Origin of the sequence: Bosea sp. F3-2, assembly GCF_008253865.1 — a bacterium.
Classification (GTDB): domain Bacteria; phylum Pseudomonadota; class Alphaproteobacteria; order Rhizobiales; family Beijerinckiaceae; genus Allobosea.
Map to the genome: position 1 here is coordinate 4,145,885 of NZ_CP042331.1, position 18,019 is coordinate 4,163,903.

18 protein-coding genes are annotated in these 18,019 nt (G+C 67.2%); 3 read left to right on the forward strand and 15 right to left on the reverse strand.

Annotation, left to right across the window (positions count from 1 at the left end; all coding sequences use genetic code 11):
* The first annotated feature begins 33 nt into the window (after positions 1-33).
* Entirely contained in the window at positions 34-1,362 is a 1,329-nt protein-coding gene (locus FQV39_RS19045) for a sugar ABC transporter permease (protein ID WP_149131723.1), read from the forward strand.
* 10 nt (positions 1,363-1,372) lie between these two features.
* A complete protein-coding gene (locus tag FQV39_RS19050; RefSeq protein WP_149131724.1) occupies positions 1,373-2,191 on the forward strand; it encodes an ATP-binding cassette domain-containing protein in 819 nt (272 codons plus the stop codon).
* A gap of 45 nt (positions 2,192-2,236) precedes the next feature.
* On the opposite strand, the gene FQV39_RS19055 is transcribed toward FQV39_RS19050, so the two are convergent.
* From FQV39_RS19055 to FQV39_RS19110, 12 genes are all read right to left on the reverse strand, one after another.
* Positions 2,237-2,599, reverse strand: coding sequence for an SPW repeat protein (locus FQV39_RS19055; protein WP_149131725.1), 363 nt, complete (start codon positions 2,597-2,599; stop codon positions 2,237-2,239).
* A 308-nt stretch (positions 2,600-2,907) separates the two neighbouring features.
* Positions 2,908-4,266 carry an esterase-like activity of phytase family protein gene (locus FQV39_RS19060; protein WP_149131726.1) on the reverse strand — a complete coding sequence of 453 codons (1,359 nt, stop codon included), beginning with the start codon at positions 4,264-4,266 and terminating at the stop codon, positions 2,908-2,910.
* A 143-nt stretch (positions 4,267-4,409) separates the two neighbouring features.
* Complete coding sequence (locus FQV39_RS19065; protein ID WP_149131727.1) at positions 4,410-5,039, reverse strand: HAD hydrolase-like protein; 630 nt, start codon at positions 5,037-5,039, stop codon at positions 4,410-4,412.
* A 106-nt stretch (positions 5,040-5,145) separates the two neighbouring features.
* Positions 5,146-6,090 (reverse strand): 2-hydroxyacid dehydrogenase, encoded by a 945-nt coding sequence (locus tag FQV39_RS19070; protein WP_149131728.1) that lies wholly within the window; start codon positions 6,088-6,090, stop codon positions 5,146-5,148.
* Positions 6,087-7,412: a thymidine phosphorylase gene (gene deoA / locus FQV39_RS19075; RefSeq protein WP_149131729.1), complete on the reverse strand. Its 1,326-nt coding sequence runs from the start codon at positions 7,410-7,412 to the stop codon at positions 6,087-6,089. The genes FQV39_RS19070 and deoA overlap by 4 nt, the downstream gene beginning before the upstream one ends.
* Positions 7,413-8,174 (reverse strand): deoxyribose-phosphate aldolase, encoded by a 762-nt coding sequence (deoC, locus tag FQV39_RS19080; RefSeq protein WP_149131730.1) that lies wholly within the window; start codon positions 8,172-8,174, stop codon positions 7,413-7,415.
* A gap of 3 nt (positions 8,175-8,177) precedes the next feature.
* Complete coding sequence (locus FQV39_RS19085; protein ID WP_149131731.1) at positions 8,178-8,987, reverse strand: purine-nucleoside phosphorylase; 810 nt, start codon at positions 8,985-8,987, stop codon at positions 8,178-8,180.
* A 37-nt stretch (positions 8,988-9,024) separates the two neighbouring features.
* On the reverse strand, positions 9,025-9,435 hold the full coding sequence (locus FQV39_RS19090) for a cytidine deaminase (protein ID WP_472840598.1): 411 nt from the start codon (positions 9,433-9,435) through the stop codon (positions 9,025-9,027).
* Position 9,436: 1 nt separating this feature from the next.
* Positions 9,437-10,411, reverse strand: coding sequence for an ABC transporter permease (locus FQV39_RS19095; RefSeq protein WP_149133926.1), 975 nt, complete (start codon positions 10,409-10,411; stop codon positions 9,437-9,439).
* 163 nt (positions 10,412-10,574) lie between these two features.
* Positions 10,575-11,675 (reverse strand): ABC transporter permease, encoded by a 1,101-nt coding sequence (locus tag FQV39_RS19100; protein ID WP_149131732.1) that lies wholly within the window; start codon positions 11,673-11,675, stop codon positions 10,575-10,577.
* A gap of 202 nt (positions 11,676-11,877) precedes the next feature.
* Positions 11,878-13,434 (reverse strand): ABC transporter ATP-binding protein, encoded by a 1,557-nt coding sequence (locus FQV39_RS19105; protein WP_149131733.1) that lies wholly within the window; start codon positions 13,432-13,434, stop codon positions 11,878-11,880.
* Between the two features lie 16 nt (positions 13,435-13,450).
* Positions 13,451-14,452, reverse strand: coding sequence for a BMP family lipoprotein (locus tag FQV39_RS19110; RefSeq protein ID WP_149131734.1), 1,002 nt, complete (start codon positions 14,450-14,452; stop codon positions 13,451-13,453).
* A 162-nt stretch (positions 14,453-14,614) separates the two neighbouring features.
* On the opposite strand from FQV39_RS19110, the gene FQV39_RS19115 reads away from it, so the two are divergent.
* Entirely contained in the window at positions 14,615-15,400 is a 786-nt protein-coding gene (locus tag FQV39_RS19115) for a HesA/MoeB/ThiF family protein (protein WP_149133927.1), read from the forward strand.
* A 158-nt stretch (positions 15,401-15,558) separates the two neighbouring features.
* Here the strand turns inward: FQV39_RS19115 and gshB are convergent, their stop codons facing one another.
* From gshB to rsmI, 3 genes are all read right to left on the reverse strand, one after another.
* A complete protein-coding gene (gene gshB / locus FQV39_RS19120; protein WP_149131735.1) occupies positions 15,559-16,497 on the reverse strand; it encodes a glutathione synthase in 939 nt (312 codons plus the stop codon).
* Between the two features lie 71 nt (positions 16,498-16,568).
* Positions 16,569-16,964 carry a YraN family protein gene (locus tag FQV39_RS19125; protein ID WP_149131736.1) on the reverse strand — a complete coding sequence of 132 codons (396 nt, stop codon included), beginning with the start codon at positions 16,962-16,964 and terminating at the stop codon, positions 16,569-16,571.
* Positions 16,961-17,905, reverse strand: coding sequence for a 16S rRNA (cytidine(1402)-2'-O)-methyltransferase (rsmI, locus tag FQV39_RS19130; RefSeq protein WP_472840599.1), 945 nt, complete (start codon positions 17,903-17,905; stop codon positions 16,961-16,963). The genes FQV39_RS19125 and rsmI overlap by 4 nt, the downstream gene beginning before the upstream one ends.
* Positions 17,906-18,019 lie beyond the last annotated feature (114 nt).

The window sequence follows — 18,019 nt, forward strand, 5'->3', positions numbered from 1 at the left end:
GAGAGACGGATTCAGATCTCAGATGGGGTCGCGATGCGATCCCTTCTGAGATCATCCGGCTCTGAAGCCGCGCCAGCGCCGGCCAACCCGGTGCAGGATGAGCGCAGCCTTGCCGATCGTCTGCGCGAGATCGAGTTCGATCCGCGCATGATCGGCATGGTCGCCGCGCTGGCCGTCATCTGGCTCGGCTTCAACTGGCTGTCCGATGGCGCCTTCCTGACGCCGCGCAACCTGTGGAACCTCTGGGTCCAGACCGCCTCGATCGCGATCATGGCCTGCGGCATGGTGCTGGTCATCGTCACCCGCAACATCGACCTCTCGGTCGGCTCGATGCTCGGCTTCGTCGGCATGGTGGTCGGGCTGGTGCAGGTCCGGCTCCTGCCCGAGATCTGGGGCTTCGAACATCCGCTGACCTGGCTGGTCAGCCTGCTCGTCGCGATGTGTCTCGGCGGGCTCGTCGGCTTGCTGCAGGGCGCGCTGATCGCCTATCTCGCCATCCCTTCCTTCATCGTCACGCTCGGCGGGCTGCTGGTCTGGCGCGGCGCTGCCTGGTGGGTGACGCAGGGACAGACGATCGCGCCGATGGATTCGCGCTTCCGCCCGCTCGGCGGCGGCGTCGAGGGAGCGATCGGCACGAGCGCTTCCTGGGCGATCGGCATCGCGCTCTGCGCGGCGATCTGCGTCGGTGCGGCGCTGATCCGGCGCCGGCGCAAGCGCTTCGGCTTCGTGCTGCGCCCGCTCTGGGCCGAGATCGCGATCGCCGGGCTCGGCTGCGCCGCGGTGCTGGCGATGGTGATGGTGGCAAACGCCTATGCGCTGCCGGCCGGCATCGCGCGGCGGATCACCGAGGCGAAGGGCGGAACCTGGCCCGCAGGCGGCCTCATCATCGGCCATGGGCTCGCCGTGCCGGTGCTGATCGCGCTCGGCGTCGGCGTCGTCATCACCTTCCTCGCCAACCGCCTGCGCTTCGGCCGCTATGTCTTCGCGATCGGCGGCAATCCTGAAGCCGCGCAGCTCTCCGGCGTGAACACGCGCAAGGTGCTGATGCTGGTCTTCGGGCTGATGGGCATGCTTGTCGGCATCTCGGCCTGCATCTCGACGGCGCGCCTCAACGCCGCGACCAACGCCGCCGGCACGCTGGACGAGCTCTATGTCATCGCCGCCGCGGTGATCGGCGGCACCTCACTTGCCGGCGGCGTCGGCACCGTCGCGGGTGCGATGCTCGGCGCGCTGGTGATGCAGTCGCTGCAGTCCGGCATGGTGCTGATCGGCGTCGACGCACCGCTGCAAAACATTGTCGTCGGCATCGTCCTCGTCCTCGCTGTCTGGCTCGACGGGGTCTACCGCAAGCGGCTGAGCTGAGGAGGAAGCGATGAGCATCGCGGAACCGGCTGTTCTCGCCGACACCCATCCCGGCCAGGGCACTCCGTTGATCGAGATGCGCGACATCTCGATCGCCTTCGGCGGCATCAAGGCGGTCGATGGCGCAAGCGTCGACCTGATGCCGGGCGAGGTTGTCGGCCTCCTCGGCCATAACGGCGCCGGCAAGTCGACGCTGATCAAGATCCTGTCGGGCGCCTATCGGGCCGATGCCGGCACTATCCATGTGAATGGCGAGGAAGCCGCGATCACGAGCCCGCGCGACGCCAAGCGCCATGGCATCGAGACGATCTACCAGACGCTCGCGCTCGCCGATAACGTCGACGCCGCCGCCAACATCTTCCTCGGCCGCGAACTGCTGACCGGCTGGGGCACGCTCGACGATGCGACGATGGAGTCGGAGACCCGCAAGGTGATGGGCCGGCTCAATCCGCATTTCCGCCGCTTCAAGGAGCCGGTGAAGGCGCTCTCGGGCGGCCAGCGCCAGTCGGTCGCCATCGCCCGCGCCATTTACTTCAACGCCCGCGTGCTGATCATGGACGAGCCTACTGCCGCGCTGGGCCCAGCCGAGACGAAGCAGGTGGCGGAACTCATCCTCCAGTTGAAGAAGCAGGGCATCGGCATCTTCCTGATCAGCCACGACCTGCACGATGTCTTCGACCTCGCGGACCGCGTCACGGTGATGAAGAATGGCAAGGTCGTCGGCACGGCGCGCACCGCCGACGTTACCCAGGACGAGGTGCTGGGCATGATCATCTCAGGCAAATGCCCGCCGGCCGCAGTGGCAGGCCCCGGCGCGCTACGCAACTAGATCGCGCCGGGACCTTTTCTGAAGCGGCGGGGAGCGCGAAGCTCCTCAGGCCGTCGCGTGGGGCTCGTGCCGATAATCCCAGACCGCCCAGGCCGAGATCGCCGCAGTCAGCAGGCCGACGACCATGTGAGGCCAGAAAGCGCGGAGGTTACCGGTGAAGCCGAGCATCCAGGGCGAGGCCACCAGCCAGAGTCCGAGCGCGAGATTCAGCCATTCCTCCCATTCGGCGAAGGCCGAAAGCGCGGCGACGGCAATCACAGCGAGAGCCACGCCGACGATCCAGGCATTGCGCGTCGGCAGGAAGTCACCGACGAAGCCCATGTACCATGGTGAGAAGAACAGCAGCACGGCCAGGATCAGATTACACCAGTCCTGTGGTCGCCTGGCGTTCGTATTCGCGGTCCACATGATCACCTCCATTGGTGACGATCATCCAACCACTACGCCTCACGCACGAGGCGCTTGGTGATTTTTATTATACGCTTAGGTTAGCAATAGTTCAAGAACAGACTGAGAACGACCGACGGCCGGTCCACTGTCCGTCGGCTAGAGCCGGATCCGATCAGGTTGAAACAACCTGATCGGTGAATCCGTCTCTAAACTTAAGTGAGAGAACGCGTTCTCCGACCTGACTGCGTTGCAGTCAGATCGGCGCGTGCTCTAGAACAGCGTCAGCCGCACCGCCACGCTCCACCGAGCCGGCGATGCGGGCGATCTCACTTCGCGTCGAGCAATTCCTTCACCGAGAGCAGGACGAGCTCGTTGTCATCAGCCTTCTTCGGATCGCGCGAGGAGGAGAACGGCAGGTTGTTGTCATTGCCGACGACGATGATGCCGCCCGCGCGGTCGACGACGTCGACGTTCTCGATGGTGAAGAAGGGGAAGGGCAGGACACCGTCGATGGCGCCCTGCTTTGCCTTCTTGTCCGGATCGGCGATCTTCATCAGGTCGATATAGCCGACCTTGCGCACCGGCTTGCCGGTATTGGCCTCGGTCATTTCGATCTTCACGATGCGCTTGAACTTGGCGAGCTCGTGGAAGCAGTCCGGGCCCTTCTGGCCGGCGGCACAGGCCCTGTCGGCGGTGCCTTCGCCGTTATCCCTCTCAATGATGAGCGCTGTCGTGCCGTCGATCATGTTGAAGTCGCCGATGGCGTTGCCCTTCTGCTCGAGCGGGTAAAACCAGGAGCGGCCGGTCCACTTCTCGTTGGCGACATCGAACTCGAGGATGCGCAGCACCTCCTTGCCGTTGACTTCCTCGAAGCCATTGGCCTCGGCATTCCAGAGCGGACCCTCGAGCAGCGGGTAGAGGAAGCGGCCATCCGGCGACTGGGCCATGCCCTCGAAACCCTTGGAACGGCGGACATTGAAGGCGACGGACTGGTTCGGCGCGCCCGGAGTGGTGACGGCGTAGTGGTCGGGCGAGCGGGCCGTCTTGCCGTCGACCTGCGTCTCGAACACCGCCTCGACCTTGCCGTTGGCATCGACCCGGATGAGATAGGGGCCGAACTCCTCACCGATCCAGTACTTGCCACCGATCGGCTGGATCGATTCCGGGTCGAAATCGGCGCCGGTCAGATAGCGCTTCTCCGTGCCCTCATGGACGATGCGGAACGGCACCTTCTTGTCGGGATCGTGCAGGAAGGTGGTCGAGAGACGCTCGATCGCACCCTTGTCGAAGTCGGCCTTGAGGCGGTGGAAGAACAGCATCGCGTCGGGCGAGTTCACCTTGGAGCCGAAGCCATTGTCGGTCAGGACCAAGAACTCGCCGTTGCCGAGCGAGCGGATGCCGGAGAAACCCTGGACCGGCTGGCCGGCGAAGGGGGTGGAAAGGCCGGTCGGCCGGCCGCCCGAGGTTCCCATCACCGAGCCGACGGCTTCGACGCGCTTGCCCGGCGTGACGAACTTGCCCGAGACCTTCAGATCCGCCGGCGCATCGGCCGGGGCCGGAATGATGGTGTTGGCCGGCAGCAGCGCATGGCCGAGGAGCTTGGCCGGAAACTCCTTCGGCGCGTCCTGCGCGCCGGCAAGGATGGTCGATGACAGAAGCAGGGCTGCGGCAAGGGCGAGGCGCATGGGGCACTCCGGCGCGAGAAAGGAACGCAGCCGAATTGGCTCTTGAGCATTTCACCGCCACGACAGGGCCGTAACGGTTGGGTGACGGAGCACGGAAGAGGGGTCCACCGACCTTCTTCTGTCGACGCCTCTGGGTTCTGGCCTCATCCGGTCAGCTCGGCGACAAGCTCTGCATAGTCGTCGAAAACCAGATCCGGCCCCCGCGCCCGCAATGAGACGCCCGTATTGTAGCCGAAGGTGACGACGCCGGAAGCGACACCGGCCCGTCGCGCCGCTTCGATGTCGCGGACTTCATCGCCGATGGCGATGGCGCGTCGTCTGTCGATGTCGAGGCGCTTGAGAACAGCCCTGAATTTCGCGCTCTTCCCCCACAGGGACGCCTCGCAATCGAAGTGGCTGACATGAGCGGCGGCCGGCCCGAGCGCGCGGCGAATGGTGTCTTCGCCATTGGAGCTGACGATGGCGAGCGTGATGTTGCGCGCCGTCAAGGCGGCGAGCATCGCTTCGACGCCGGGAAAGAGAGCGACGGCGTCGCGGCTATCGGCGCTGAGCCGGCGCATATGCAGCGCGATGGCCGGCATCTTCCACATCGGAACCCTGAGCCGGGCGATGATCTCGCGCGGTCCCAGAGCGCGCAGCTCGTCGATTTCGTTCGGCGCGACCTCCCGAAAGCCAAATCGTCGCGCAGTTTGATTGAGCACCGAGCAAAACCACGGAAAGCTGTCGGCCAGCGTTCCATCGAAATCGAATATTGCAAGCGAGTAGGGGGGCATCGGGCACCGTCGCGGGTTGCACGGTCAATGCCTGCGCCCCGCGTGAGCGTCAATCCGGAGGGTCACAGGGGCGACCCTGTCGCCCCTGTGACCCTGCGCTTCCCCTTCAATATCCTCTGGCCGGATCGACCACGTGCTGCAGAGGCTCGCCCGCTTCCAACCGCCTGATCTGCGCCGTGATCAGGGAAGCGATCGCTTCCGGCTCCGACATCGCCGCGTTATGCGGCGTGATCGTCACGCCCGGATGGTTCCAGAGCGGCGAGGCGAGCGGCAGCGGCTCGGTCTCGAAGACATCGAGCGTCGCGCCCTTCAGCATCCCCGTGTCGAGCGCCGCCAGGATATCCTCTTCCACCTGCAAACCGCCGCGCCCGGCATTGATGACGAACGGACCGCCGAGGCGGCCATCCTGGGCCAGTGCGGCAATCAGCCCGGCGTTGATGATGCCGCGCGTCTCCGGCGTGAGCGGGACGAGGCAGACGAGGATATCCGTCCGCGCGAGGAAGCCCTTCATGCCCTCCTCGCCCGAGAAGGTGCGCAGCCCCTCGATGCTCTTCGGCGAGCGGCTCCAGCCGGCAACGTCGAAGCCGATGACCTTGAGCTTGGCGGCCGCATCCAGCCCGAGCTCGCCCAGCCCCATGATGCCGACACGAACCGACCGGGCCGCCGGCTGGTTACGATCGTCCTCCCAGAGCTTCTCGCGCTGCTGACGCATGTAGCGGTGCTGCTGGCGCAGATGCATCAGGCAGTGCAGCACGACGTATTCGCTCATCCGCGTGGTCAGATCGGGATCGACGACGCGGGCGATTGGCACGAGGGGCAGCTTGTCGTCGGCGAAGAGGAAGTCCACGCCGGCACCAAGCGAGAAGATCGCGGCGAGATTGGGCAGGCCGGTCAGGCTGCCGGCCGGATGCTTCCAGCTTGCGACATAGTGGACCGCGCGGCGGTCGAAAGGCTCGCCGAGAACCACGATCGGCATCTCCGGCAGCATCGCCTGAAACCGGGCGCGCCAATCCTCGACATGCCAGCCCGTCATGGCCAAAAGCAAACTCATGTCGACGCCCTCTCCGTCATCCGTTCCGCGACCAGCCGGCCGCGTGCCGCAGCCTCCCCGATCCGATAAGCCTTGCGCAAGCGCGCACTTGCCGCGGCGAAGCCCGCCTCGTCGCGGGCATGGATGATCCCGAGCGGGCGCTCCGGACCAACCTCTTCACCAATGCCAGCCAGTTCGACGATGCCGACGGCGTGGTCGATCGGATCCTGCGGGCGGACGCGGCCGCCACCGAGCGCGACGATCGCAAGCCCGACCCCGCGCGTGTCGATGGCCGCGACCGCACCAGCGATCTCGGCAAAGACGGGTTTCACGATCGGCGCGGCGGCAAGATGATTTGCCGGCATTTCCAGCAGATCAGCCGGGCCTCCAAGCGCCGCCACCATCCGGGCGAAGCGCTCGGCCGCAGCGCCCGAGGCAAAGGCATCCTCGATCTTCGTGCGCGCCGCATCGAGATCGGCGGCAAGCCTGCCGAGCAGCAGCATCTCGGCGCCCAGTGCGACCGTGACCTCATGGAAGCGCTCCTCGCGGCGGCGCCCTGTGAGGTGATCGAGCGCATAGGCGACCTCAAGCGCATTGCCGGCGACCGAGGCAAGCGGCTCGTCCATGTCGGTCAGGAGCGCGTGTGTCGGCAGGCCGGAATCATTGGCGACAGCGACAAGAGCCTGCGCCAGCGCCTGCGCCTTGGCATAGTCCGGCAGGAAGGCGCCGGAACCGAACTTCACGTCCATGGCGAGCCCGTGAAGTCCGGCGGCGAGCTTCTTCGACAGGATCGAGGAGACCAGCAGCGGGATGGTTTCCACCGTCGCCGTCACGTCGCGGATGGCATAGAGCCGCTTATCGGCCGGAGCGAGATCGGCGGTCTGGCCGATGATGGCGCAGCCGGCCTCGCGCACGACCTTGCGGAACAGGCTGACACCCGGCTGGGTGACGTAGCCCGGCACGGCATCCAGCTTGTCGAGCGTGCCGCCGGTATGGCCGAGGCCGCGACCGGAAATCATCGGGACGTAACCGCCGCAGGCCGCGACCGCGGCTGCCAGCGGGAGGCTCACCGTATCGCCGACGCCGCCAGTCGAGTGCTTGTCGAGGGCGGGGCCGGGCAGATCGTCCCAATGCAGCACGGTGCCGGAATCACGCATGGCGAGGGTCAGCGCGACGCGCTCCTTCTCGTTCATGCCGTTGAAATAGACCGCCATGGCGAAGGCCCCGGCCTGGCCTTCGGTCACCGAACCGTCCGTCAGCCCATCGACGAACTGGCAGATGTCGGCATCGGGCAACTCGGCACCGTCGCGCTTGGCAGCGATGATCTCCTGGGTCAGGCGCATTCAGTAGCTCCCGGGCAGCGGCGTTCCGGGCGCGGCGCCGTCGATCTCTTCGACGAGGGCGGCATAGAGGCCGCTCGCGCCGAAGCGGAAAGTCGCAGGCGTCGCCCAGTCCGGCCCCATCATCGCATCGGCGAGGGCAAGGTAGCTCTTCGCATCGGCCAGGCTGCGGATACCGCCGGAAGGCTTGAGTCCGATCGGGCGCGCCGCCATGCCGATCACGCCGAGCATGGCGCGTGCCGCCGGGATGCTGGCCGAGCGCGCGGTCTTGCCCGTCGAAGTCTTGATGAAATCGGCGCCGGCCGCAATGGCGAGCTCGGAAGCGACCCTGACCTTGTCGAGATCGGGGTATTCGCCGGTTTCGAGGATGACCTTCAGCAGCTTGTCACCGCAGCGCATCTTGACGTTGCGGACCATGGCGCCTGCTGCGGTGAGCTGCCCGGCCAGCACGGCGCGCCAGGGCAGGACGAGGTCGATCTCGTCGGCGCCGGCCTCGAGCGCCTCCTCGGTCTCGCGAACCGCCGGCGCGATCGGGGTGTCGCCATCCGGGAAATTCACCACCGTTGCGATGCGCACCGGGCTGTCGCCGAGCGCCTCGCGCGCCACCGCCACGAAACGCGGCCAGAGGCAGACGGCGGCAACCGGCACCGGGCCAGAGAGGGCGCGCCGGCACAAGTCGCGTGCGCCATCGGCGGTCGCGTCATCGGCGAGATCGGTCAGATCGAGCAGCGCGAGCGCGCGCCTGGCAATATCCGCATCCGACATGGCTCAGAGCTCCGAAAGGAAGGCGCGCAGCAGGCGCCGGAGCGCACCGGCCGCCACGGCCGCGACATCGCGCGTCTCGCCATGGTGCGGCGCGCCGCCATGCAGGCCGGCGCCCATATTGGTGACGATCGACAACCCGGCGACGCGAATGTCATGACGCCGCGCCAGGATGACCTCCGGCACCGTCGACATGCCGACGAGATCGGCGCCGAGCGTCTTCGCCATGCGGATCTCGGCCGGCGTCTCGAAGCTCGGGCCGGAAAACCACATGTAGACGCCCTCGCCGAGCGGCACCGCCACCTTCTGCGCCGCCCGCTTCAGCCGGCCGCGCAGATGCGGGTCATAGGCATCGACCATCGGAACGAAACGACCATCGCCCTTGTCGCCGACCAGCGGATTGGGTCCGTTGAGATTGATGTGGTCGGTGATGAGGGCGAGGCTGCCCGGCCGCATGCCGGGGGACAGCGATCCCGCCGCATTGGTCAGGATCAGGGGCGGCGAGCCGAAGGCCGTGAGAACACCGAGCGGAACGCGCATGACAGCCGGATCGCCGCCTTCGTAGTAGTGCGCACGGCCCTGGTAGATCAGAATCTTGCGGCCGTGCAGCGTGCCGTAGCAGAGCTGGCGGGCGTGACCGGAAACCTCGCCGCGCGGAAAGCCGGGCAGCTCGGCATAGGGGATGCGCACCGCATCCTGCACATCCTCGGCGATGGAGCCGAGGCCGGTGCCGAGCACAAGCGCGCAATCGATCGTGTCGATGCCATGCTCGGCCAATACGGATGCCGCCTCGTCGAAGACCGGATCGGCCGCCATCAGTCCCTCCCCCGGCCACCGCAGCAGCCGTCGCAAATCACCGCGGCAAATTGGCCGGTCCGAAGGAGGCTGGCAACAGCTCCGCCAGGGTGAAACGTGCGCGGATGCCTTCGGGTCCGGCGACCGCCACCTGCGTTTCGGGCGCGGCGAATTCGCGGATGCGCTGGCGGCAGGCGCCACAGGGCGTGACGAGTTCGGGACCTTCGCCGAAGACGAGGATCGCGCGGATCGCCTGCCCACCTCCGGCGATCATCGCGGCGATCGCACCGGCCTCGGCGCAAGTGCCGACCGGGTAGGCCGCATTCTCGACATTGCAGCCAGTATAAACGGCGCCGTCATTGGAGAGCAGCGCCGCGCCGACCCTGAAACGCGAATAGGGTGCATAGGCGCGCGGCTGGATTGCTGCTGCCGCGGCGAAGAGAGCGTCGAAATCGGGCAGGGCCGGCAAATCAGCGTTCCTTGACATAGGGCAGGCCGGAGGCCTTGGGCGGCGTCGCCCTGCCGATGAACCCGGCGAGCAGGACGATGGTCATCAGATAGGGCAAAGCCTGGATCGCTTCCACCGGCACGAGGCCGATCCCTGGCAGTGTCACACCTTGTAGCCGGATCGCGACCGCATCGAGCAGGCCGAAGAGCAGACAGGCGCCGAGCGCCGGCCAGGGGCGCCAATTGGCGAAGATCACGGCCGCAAGGGCAATGAAGCCGCGCCCGGCCGTCATATGCGGGAGGAAGCCGGCCGATTGCGCGGCGGCGAGATAGGTGCCGCCGATGCCGCAGAGCACGCCGCAGATCGCGACCGCGCCATAGCGCAGCCCGGCGACGGAGATGCCGGCGGTATCGACCGCCGCCGGGTTCTCGCCGACGGCGCGGATGCGTAGGCCAAAGCGCGTCCGCCCCAGCACGAAGGCCGTAACGAGCACGCAGAGGAAGGCAAGATAGGCCGGCACGGCATGGCCGGAGACGACCTCGTCATAGAGCATGCCGAGAATCGGGACGTGCTCGCGCGCCCAGGGAGCGAAGGGCAAGGTGAGCTCGCCGAAGCGTGCCGCGCCCTCCAGCGAGGGCGTGCGCCCGCCCTGCCCGTACCAGGCATTGCCGAGAATGACCGTGAGCCCCGCCGCCAGCATGTTGACGGCGACGCCGGAGACGATCTGGTTGCCGCGCCAGGTGATGGCGGCAAAACCGTGGATCAGCGCCAGTGCCAATGCCGCGAGGATGCCGGCACCCAAACCCGCCCAGGCCGAACCAGTGACGAAGGCCGCGACCGCCGAGGCGAAGGCCGCGATCAGCATCTTGCCTTCGAGGCCGATATCGACGACGCCGGCCCGTTCCGACCAGAGGCCGGCCATCGCCGCGCAGATCAGCGGGATCGACAGCCGGATGGTCGAATCGAGGATGACGGCGAGGGTCTGGAGCCAGTCCATCGTCATCCACCCGCCCTTGTCATTCCGGGGCTTCGCGCAGCGAAGAACCCGGAACCCACGACTGGGTAGGTGCTGCCGAAGCCGCAACTACCGGTTTCACCCGGTCGTGGGTTCCGGGTTCGGTCCTCCGGACCGCCCCAGAAAGACGGGATGGCTCGCGTCGTCATGGTTTCCGCCCCATCCCGAGCACGCCCGCAACCAGCCGGCGGAAGAGCCCGTCGAGCGCTCCGGCGAAAAGGATGAGGACGCCGCCGATCACGACCACCATGTCGCGGGTGATGGTCGGCTTGTCGAAGGAAAGCTCCGCCCCGCCCTGATAGAGCACGCCGAACAGCAAGGCCGCGAGCGCGACGCCCACGGGATGACCGCGCCCCATCAGGGCGACGGCGATGCCGACGAAGCCGTAGCCGGCGGTGAAATCGAGAACGAGCCGGTGCTGCACGCCAAGCGCCTCATTGACCGCGAGGCCGCCAGCGAGCGCGCCGGAGATCGCCATTGCGATCATGGTGACGGCAGCCGGCGAAATACCGGCATAGGCGGCGGCGCGCGGATTGGCGCCGACCGTGCGGATCGCATAGCCGAGCCGCGAACGATAGATCAGCAGCCAGACGGCGACGAGCGCCATCAGGGCCAGCAGGAAGGCACTGTTGAGCGGGGTCGAAGGCAGTTCGAGACCCAGCGGAGCCAGAAGCTGATGCATCGGCGTCAGCACGGCCTGCGCCGGGAAATCGGGCGTCTCCGGCTGCATCGAGCCCGGCTTTCCGATGGCCTCACGCAGCAGATAGACGATCAGCGTCGCCGCGACGAAGTTCAGCATGATCGTGGTGATGACGACATGGCTGCCACGCTTCGCCTGGAGCCAGCCGGGGATGAAGGCCCAGAGCGCACCACCCGCGGCTGCCGCCAGGACCGCGAGCGGGACAGCGAGGATGCCCGGCGCCCAGGATAGGCCGAGGCAGGCCACGGCCATCGCGATGCCGGCCACCGTCGCCTGCCCCTCGCCGCCGATATTGAACAGCCCGGCATGGAAGGCGACGGCCACGGCAAGCCCGGTGAAGATGAAATTCGTCGCATAGTACAGCGTGAAGCCGATACCCTCAGCGCTGCCCAGCGCCCCGCGCAGCAGCAGCGCCGTCGCTTCCAGCGGGTTCTCGCCGATGCCGAGAACGACGAGGCCTGCGACGAGCAGCGCGGCCGCAACCGAGACGAGCGGCACCAGCGCAGTATCGGCCCAGCGCGGCAGTTCGACCGGTGCAGCGCTCATGAAGGGCGACCAGGATCGGGACGAGGGCGCGGGAGCCCCTCCCCCTTGTGGGGAGGGGTTGGGGTGGGGGTCGACGGGCCGGGTTCGCGGTTGCGAGACAGACACTCCGGCCGCCGCTCGCCAAGCGAAACCACCCCCATCCCTCTCCCTTCCCCACAAGGGGGAAGGGAAGCGGCCTTGCCTGCTTTTGCACAGCCCTGCATCACGCAGCCTCACCCGTCACGCCGGCCATCAGCAGGCCGAGATCGCGCTCGTCCGCCGTCTCCGCCGCGCGCTCGCCGGTGATCCGGCCGCCGCACATGGCGATGATCCGGTCCGAAAGAGCCATCACCTCCTCGAGCTCGACCGAGACGAGCAGGATCGCGACGCCCTGATCGCGCAGTTCGATCAGCCGGCGATGGATGAATTCGATCGCGCCGATATCGACGCCGCGCGTCGGCTGACCGACGAGCAGCACCTTCGGGCGCCGCTCGATTTCCCGGGCGAGCACGATCTTCTGCTGGTTGCCACCAGAGAATTTCGCCGTCTTCAGCGCCGGATCGGGTGGGCGCACGTCATAAGCCGCGAAGACCTCGCGCGCACGGGCCTCGATCCGGGCGGGCGAGAGCAGTGGACCGGGACCAAAAGTGGGGTCGTTCTGGTAGCCGAGGATGGCATTCTCGGCCGCCGAGAAGGCGGTGACCAGGCCGCTGCGGTGGCGATCCTCCGGGATATGCATCAGCCCCAGCTCGCGCAGCCGCGCCGGATGACGATCGGCGCTCGACAGGATCTCGCCGTCGAGGCGGATGACGCCGCGCGTCGGCTGGATCAACCCGGCCAGCACCTCAAGAAGTTCGCTCTGGCCGTTGCCGGCGACGCCGGCGATGCCGACGATCTCGCCGGCATGGAGGGTCAAGCCGACATCCCGGAGCGTTTCGGCCCCGCGCGCATCGCGACAGGACAGGCCGACCGCCTCCAGAACCGGCGCGCCGCGTTCGCGCGGCGGTTTCTCGACGCGCAGCAGCACGCGACGGCCGACCATCGCCTCGGCGAGCGCCGGTGGCGAGGTCTCGGCGGTGGCGACATGGGCGACCATCTCGCCACGGCGCATTACCGAGACCCTGTCGGTGACATCCATGATCTCGCGCAGCTTGTGGGTGATCAGGATCACTGTCTTGCCCTGCGCCTTCAGCGCCCGGAGCAGGGCGAAGAGCTGATCGGCCTCGGCGGGCGTCAGCACCGCGGTCGGCTCGTCGAGGATCAGGATGTCGGCGCCGCGATAGAGGGCCTTCAGGATCTCGACCCGCTGCTGCAAGCCGACCGAGAGCTCCCCGACGATGGCATCGGGATCGATGGCAAGGCCATAATCCTGCGAGAGCTTGGCCAGCGCGGCCCGCGCCTTCGAGAGGCCGCCCTTGAGGAAGGCGCCGCCTTCGGCACCGAGCACGACGTTCTCAGCCACGCTCAGCGTCTCGACCAGCATGAAGTGCTGGTGGACCATGCCGATCCCGGCCGCGATCGCATCGGCCGAAGAGCGGATGCGGCGCGGCGTGCCGGCGATCCTGATCTCGCCGGCATCGGCCTCGTAGAAGCCGTAGAGAATCGACATCAGCGTCGATTTGCCGGCACCGTTCTCGCCGACGATGCCGTGGATCGATCCCGCGGCAACCGTCAGCGAGACGTCCTTGTTGGCCGCGACGGCACCGAAGCGCTTGGAGATGCCGACGAGTTCGATGGCCGCCGGCGAGGGCGCGCCTTTGGCAGATGCTGCAGCACTCAAGGGAGCGTCCCGCTCCTCACATCGTGCACTTCTGGTCGGACATGTAGTCGTGCACCTTGACGGTGCCGGCGATGATGTCGGCCTTGGCCTTGTCGGCCGCCGCCTTCATCTCGGGCGTGATCAGCGCCTTGTTGGCGTCATCCAGCGCCCAGTCGATGCCGTCCTCCTTGAGACCGAGCACGGAAATGCCCGGCTTCCAGGAGCCGTCCTGCGCGGCTTTGAAGGATTTGTAGGCGGCAACGTCGACGCGTTTGAGCATCGAGGTCAGCACCTTGCCGGGATGCAGCGCATTCTGGTTCGAATCGACGCCGATGCCGAGCTTGCCGGCATCCGCCACCGCCCTGAGCACACCGATGCCGGTGCCACCGGCGGCGTGGTAGACCACATCGGCGCCGCGATCGATCTGCGACTTGGCGAGCTCGCCGCCCTTGACCGGGTCGTTCCAGGCTGAAGGCGTCGAGCCGGTCATGTTCTGGAAGATCTCGGCATCGGCCTTGCCCGCCTTGACGCCCTGGACATAGCCGCAGGCGAATTTACGGATCAGCGGAATATCCATGCCGCCGACGAAGCCGACCTTGCCGGTCTTCGAGGCCATCGCGGCGAGCAGGCCGACCAGATAGGAGCCCTCATGCTCCTTGAAGACCACCGACTGCACGTTCGGCAATTCGACCACCATGTCGATGATGGTGAATTTCAGGTTCGGGAACTCGGCCGCGACCTTCTGCAGCGCGGTCGCCTGCGAGAAGCCCACGGCGATGATCGGTGAATGGCCGTCACGAGCGAAGCGGCGCAGGGCCTGCTCGATCTGGGCATCGTTGGTCGGCTCGAAATCGCGGAAGTCGACGCCGGTCTCCTTCTTGAACCTGTCGGCGCCGATGAAGACGCCTTCGTTGAAGGATTTGTCGAACTTGCCGCCCTTGTCATAGACCACGGCCGGCTTGATCGGCTGTTGCGCCAGCGCCGCCACTGCCGAAAGCGCAACGCCGGCCAGTGCCGCCGCAAAAGAACCCAGACGCATGAACCGATCCCCTGTTAAAGCCGGGCGCCGTTGTCCGGCCCTCGATGTCGACACGATGGCATGGCTCGGCGGCGCGGCCAAGCCGGCCAAACGTCATGTCCGGCGCTGCCTGAAGCGACCATGCCGATTGCCGAAGAACGGCCATCGTCTTACGCTGCTGCCATGATGATGGGCGACGACGAGATCGAGCGCTATGCGCGCCATATCGTGCTGCCGGAGATCGGCGGCCCAGGGCAGCAGAAGCTGAAGAATGCGCGCGTCCTCGTCATCGGCGCCGGCGGGCTCGGCGCACCGCTGATCCAGTATCTCGCCGCAGCCGGCGTCGGGAAGATCGGCATCGTCGATGACGACATTGTCTCGCTCTCGAACCTGCAGCGCCAGACCATCTTCGCGACCGAGGATGTCGGCGCCCACAAGGCCGTCGCCGCCGCGCGCTTCGTGCGCAATCTCAACCCGCATGTCGTGGTCGAGGAGCATGTCACCCGCATCGACCCGCACAATGCCCGGGCATTGATCGCCTTCTACGACGTGGTGGCCGAGGGCTCCGACAATTTCGCGACGCGCTATGCCGTCTCCGACGCCTGCTTCCACGAGCACAGGCCGGTGGTGATGGGGGCGCTGGGGCGCTTCGACGGTTCGCTGACCACGATCCGTGCCCATGAAACCGGCCCGGACGGACGGCCAAACCCGACCTGGCGCTGCCTCTTCCCCGAGGCTCCGCCGCCCGGTTCGATCCCGACCTGTGCGGAAGCCGGCGTGCTCGGCGCGCTGCCCGGCGTCGTCGGCTCACTGATGGCGCTGGAGGTGATCCGCGCCATCACCGGCTTCGGCGAACCGCTGGTCGGCAAGCTCCTGCTGCTCGACGCGTTGACGATGCGCTTCGAGACGCTGCGCTATGGCTGGGACGAGACAAACCCGCTGAGCGGCGGCGGCAGCGTCGCAGCCTGAGCCCCCTCAGAACAACCGCACCGTCATCCCGGACAAGCCGCAAAGCGGCGCCGATCCGGGATCCATGCCTGAGCTCATGCCGGAAATACTCTGACATGGATCCCGGGTCTTCGCTTCGCTGCTCCCGGGATGACAACGTCACAGGTCCATAGAACTCGTCAGCGCTTCGACTCGATCACATCCCAGAGCTGCGCCGCCAGGTCGGGGCCGCCGAGCTTCTTGATGGCGCGCACGCCGGTCGGCGCCGTGACGTTGATCTCGGTGAGCTTGCCGTGGATGACGTCTATGCCGACGAGCAAAAGACCGCGTTCGCGCAGCGCCGGGCCGATCGCCTCGCAGATCTCGAGCTCCTTCTTCGACAGGTCGGTCGGCCGCGCCGCGCCGCCGCGCACCATGTTGGCGCGCAGGTCACCCACCGCCGGCACGCGGTTGACCGCGCCCGCCGCCTTGCCGTCGATCAGGATGATGCGCTTGTCGCCCTCCGTGATCTCCTTGATGAAGCCCTGCACGACCCAGGGCTCACGGAAGAGGTTGCTGAACAGATCGAAAAGCGAGCCGAAATTCGGATCGGTCCTGCTGGTCTTGAAGACGGTCGCGCCGCCATGGCCGTAGAGCGGCTTCATGACGATCTCGCCGTGCTCGTCGCGGAAGGCCTCGATCTCGGCCTTGTCGCGGGTGATCAGCGTCGGCGGCATCAGCTCCGGGAAATGGGTGACGAAGATCTTCTCCGGCGCGTTGCGGACTTCGGCCGGGTTGTTGACCACCAGCGTCTTCGGATGGATGCGCTCCAGCATATGGGTGGTCGTGACATAGGCCATGTCGAAGGGCGGGTCCTGCCGGAGCAGGATGACATCGAGCGTCGAAAGATCGATCTTCTCCTCGGCTCCCACCGTGAAATGGTCGCCCTCGACGTCCCGCACCGTGACCGGACGGATCGGCGCGGTGACCTTGCCGTCGCGCAGCGAGAGCTTGTCGGGGGTGTAGGTGTAGAGTCTGTGGCCGCGCGCCTGCGCTTCCAGCATCAGGGCGAAGCCGGTGTCCCCGGCGATCCGGATGCGCTCGATCGGGTCCATCTGGATGGCGACGGAGAGAGTCATGGCAGGCCTTCCTGTTGCGGCCGGTTCTTATCGGGCCGCGGGCGGGGTTCCTGCAAGTGGGTCGCCTTGCGTCACAGGACAAGCGCAAAGGCAGCCGGCACATGACGCGGCCGACGCCACGGAGCCAGAAACACCGCATCGGCCCGCAGATGATGATCGTTCGCCCAGGGATTGCGCGAAAGCCAGTGCCGGATGCGCCGCTCGACGAGGCGGCGCTTTTCCGGCGTCACCGCGGTCAGCGCATCCTCCAATCGGCCACGCGCCTTGACCTCAACGAAGGCGACGGTGCGGCCGCGCTTCATGACGAGGTCGATCTCGCCGCCCTTGCCGCCGAAGCGCCGTTCGAGCAGCCGGTAGCCCTTGGCGGTCAGCCAGAGGATGGCGAGCCATTCGGCACGGCGGCCGGCGAGGCCGGAGCGCCTCGCCTTGCGGCTGCGCCTGTCGGGCCCCGCCGCCGTTCCGCTCACGGATCGTCGCGTGTGAGTTCAAGGGCGCGCGCATAGATCTTGCGGCGCGGCTGGCCGGTCTCGGCCGCGACCTGCGCGACGGCCTCCTTCAGCGAGACCTTCGCCAGCGCGGCGCGCAGCCGCTCGTCGATCACATCGCCGGCCGGCAGCAGCTCGACAGCGCCGGGCGGGCCGATGATGACGACGATCTCGCCACGCGGCTCTTCCTCGCTCTCGTAATGCGCGGCGAGTTCCGGCAGCGCGCCGCGCCGCACCGTCTCGTGAAACTTGGTGAGCTCGCGCGCCACTGCGCCGGGCCGCGCGCCCAGTACCGCTGCCGCATCGGCCAGCATCTCGGCGAGACGGCGCGGCGATTCGAAGAAGACCAGCGTTCCGGGGATCACGGCAAGCTCGGTCAGCCGCGTACGCCGCGCCGCCGATTTCGGCGGCAGGAAGCCCTCGAAGAAGAAGCGGTCCGTGGGCAGACCCGCCAGCACCAGCGCCGCCAGCACCGCGGATGGGCCGGGAATACCGGTGACCGGCAGGCCTTCCGCCACCAGCTCGGCCACGAGCTTGTAGCCGGGATCGGAAACCAGCGGCGTGCCGGCATCCGAGATCAAAGCGAGCTTGCCGCCCTCGCGCAGTTTCGCCAGCACCTTCGGCCGCATCTGCGCGGCATTGTGCTCATGATAGGGCAGGAGCGGCGTCGCGATGCCGTAATGCGCCAGCAGCGTCTTCGAAGTGCGGGTATCCTCGGCGAGGATTACGTCGGCGGCGGCGAGCGTCGCCAGCGCCCGGAACGAGATATCGCGCAGGTTGCCGATCGGGGTCGCAACGATGTGAAGCCCCGGCGCCAGCGGCTCGGCCTCGGCCCTGAGGCCGAAGGCGGTGTAGCTCGGGGAGCGGGGGGCGGCATCGTTCGACATCGCGCCACGCTGCCACAGCGGCAGCCGCCACGCCATGGCGCAGCGTCGCGCCGCATGTGCAACTCATAGTTAACAACTTGAAAATAGGATTCCGCACTGGCACGAGTCCGGCGGTGACCATTTTTTCCGCTGGAACTCATCGCCGGGCGA

What these genes read in the sequence shown, in the direction of transcription:
- FQV39_RS19045 (WP_149131723.1), top strand. Translation starts at nt 34, where the DNA reads ATGCGATCCCTTCTGAGATCATCCGGCTCTGAAGCCGCGCCAGCGCCG.
- FQV39_RS19050 (WP_149131724.1), top strand. Translation starts at nt 1,373, where the DNA reads ATGAGCATCGCGGAACCGGCTGTTCTCGCCGACACCCATCCCGGCCAG.
- FQV39_RS19055 (WP_149131725.1), bottom strand. Translation starts at nt 2,599, where the DNA reads ATGTGGACCGCGAATACGAACGCCAGGCGACCACAGGACTGGTGTAAT.
- FQV39_RS19060 (WP_149131726.1), bottom strand. Translation starts at nt 4,266, where the DNA reads ATGCGCCTCGCCCTTGCCGCAGCCCTGCTTCTGTCATCGACCATCCTT.
- FQV39_RS19065 (WP_149131727.1), bottom strand. Translation starts at nt 5,039, where the DNA reads ATGCCCCCCTACTCGCTTGCAATATTCGATTTCGATGGAACGCTGGCC.
- FQV39_RS19070 (WP_149131728.1), bottom strand. Translation starts at nt 6,090, where the DNA reads ATGAGTTTGCTTTTGGCCATGACGGGCTGGCATGTCGAGGATTGGCGC.
- deoA (WP_149131729.1), bottom strand. Translation starts at nt 7,412, where the DNA reads ATGCGCCTGACCCAGGAGATCATCGCTGCCAAGCGCGACGGTGCCGAG.
- deoC (WP_149131730.1), bottom strand. Translation starts at nt 8,174, where the DNA reads ATGTCGGATGCGGATATTGCCAGGCGCGCGCTCGCGCTGCTCGATCTG.
- FQV39_RS19085 (WP_149131731.1), bottom strand. Translation starts at nt 8,987, where the DNA reads ATGGCGGCCGATCCGGTCTTCGACGAGGCGGCATCCGTATTGGCCGAG.
- FQV39_RS19095 (WP_149133926.1), bottom strand. Translation starts at nt 10,411, where the DNA reads ATGGACTGGCTCCAGACCCTCGCCGTCATCCTCGATTCGACCATCCGG.
- FQV39_RS19100 (WP_149131732.1), bottom strand. Translation starts at nt 11,675, where the DNA reads ATGAGCGCTGCACCGGTCGAACTGCCGCGCTGGGCCGATACTGCGCTG.
- FQV39_RS19110 (WP_149131734.1), bottom strand. Translation starts at nt 14,452, where the DNA reads ATGCGTCTGGGTTCTTTTGCGGCGGCACTGGCCGGCGTTGCGCTTTCG.
- FQV39_RS19115 (WP_149133927.1), top strand. Translation starts at nt 14,615, where the DNA reads ATGATGATGGGCGACGACGAGATCGAGCGCTATGCGCGCCATATCGTG.
- gshB (WP_149131735.1), bottom strand. Translation starts at nt 16,497, where the DNA reads ATGACTCTCTCCGTCGCCATCCAGATGGACCCGATCGAGCGCATCCGG.
- rsmI (WP_472840599.1), bottom strand. Translation starts at nt 17,905, where the DNA reads ATGGCGTGGCGGCTGCCGCTGTGGCAGCGTGGCGCGATGTCGAACGAT.